Origin of the sequence: Shewanella septentrionalis, assembly GCF_025370265.1 — a bacterium.
Classification (GTDB): domain Bacteria; phylum Pseudomonadota; class Gammaproteobacteria; order Enterobacterales; family Shewanellaceae; genus Shewanella; species Shewanella hafniensis.
Genome location: NZ_JAMTCC010000113.1, coordinates 1 through 1157, shown reverse-complemented (window position 1 = coordinate 1157; position 1157 = coordinate 1). Strand labels below are relative to the sequence as shown.

At 46.8% G+C, this 1157-nt stretch carries 1 protein-coding gene; it reads right to left on the bottom strand.

All coding sequences use genetic code 11. The features are described 5' to 3' along the window. Positions 1 to 29 precede the first annotated feature (29 nt). Positions 30 to 1157 (bottom strand): elongation factor Tu (gene tuf, locus NE536_RS22775; protein WP_261274120.1); only part of this gene is annotated, 1128 nt, incomplete at its 5' end.

The window sequence follows — 1157 nt, the reverse complement described above, 5'->3', positions numbered from 1 at the left end:
CTTCCTTTTCAAACTAATCTCTGTCGCGATTAAGCGATGATTTTAGCTACTACACCAGCACCAACTGTACGACCACCTTCACGGATTGCGAAGCGTAAACCTTCGTCCATCGCGATTGGGCAAATCAGAGTCACTACCATTTTGATGTTGTCGCCAGGCATTACCATCTCTACGCCTTCTGGCAGTTCGATAGTACCGGTTACGTCAGTTGTACGGAAGTAGAACTGTGGACGGTAGCCTTTGAAGAATGGAGTGTGACGTCCACCTTCTTCTTTTGACAGAACATAAACTTCTGATTCAAAAGTGGTGTGTGGGTTGATTGAACCTGGTTTAGCCAATACTTGACCACGTTCTACGTCATCACGCTTAGTACCACGTAATAACACACCACAGTTCTCGCCTGCACGACCTTCGTCAAGCAGTTTACGGAACATTTCTACGCCAGTACACGTTGTTTTAGTCGTAGTGCGAACACCAACGATTTCAACTTCGTCACCCACTTTAACAATACCACGCTCAACACGACCAGTTACTACTGTACCACGGCCAGAGATTGAGAATACGTCTTCGATTGGCAGTAGGAACGGCTTGTCGATGTCACGTTGTGGTTCTGGAATGTAAGAATCCAGAGCTTCAGCAAGTTCGATAATCTTAGCTTCCCACTCTGGTTGACCTTCTAGGGCCTTCAGAGCTGAACCTTGGATTACTGGTAAGTCATCACCTGGGAAATCGTATTCTGACAGAAGTTCACGCACTTCCATTTCAACTAATTCCAGTAATTCTTCGTCATCTACCATGTCACATTTGTTCATGAACACGATGATGAAAGGTACGCCAACCTGACGAGAAAGCAGGATGTGCTCACGAGTCTGTGGCATTGGACCGTCTGTTGAAGCTACTACTAAAATCGCGCCGTCCATCTGTGCAGCACCAGTGATCATGTTTTTAACATAGTCAGCATGGCCTGGGCAGTCTACGTGTGCGTAGTGACGAGTTGGAGTATCGTATTCGATGTGAGAGGTATTGATGGTAATACCGCGCTCACGCTCTTCTGGAGCGTTATCGATTTGAGAGAAGTCTTTAGCTTCGCCACCGTAGGTCTTAGCCAGTACGTGAGAGATAGCTGCAGTCAGTGTGGTTTTACCATGGTCAACGTG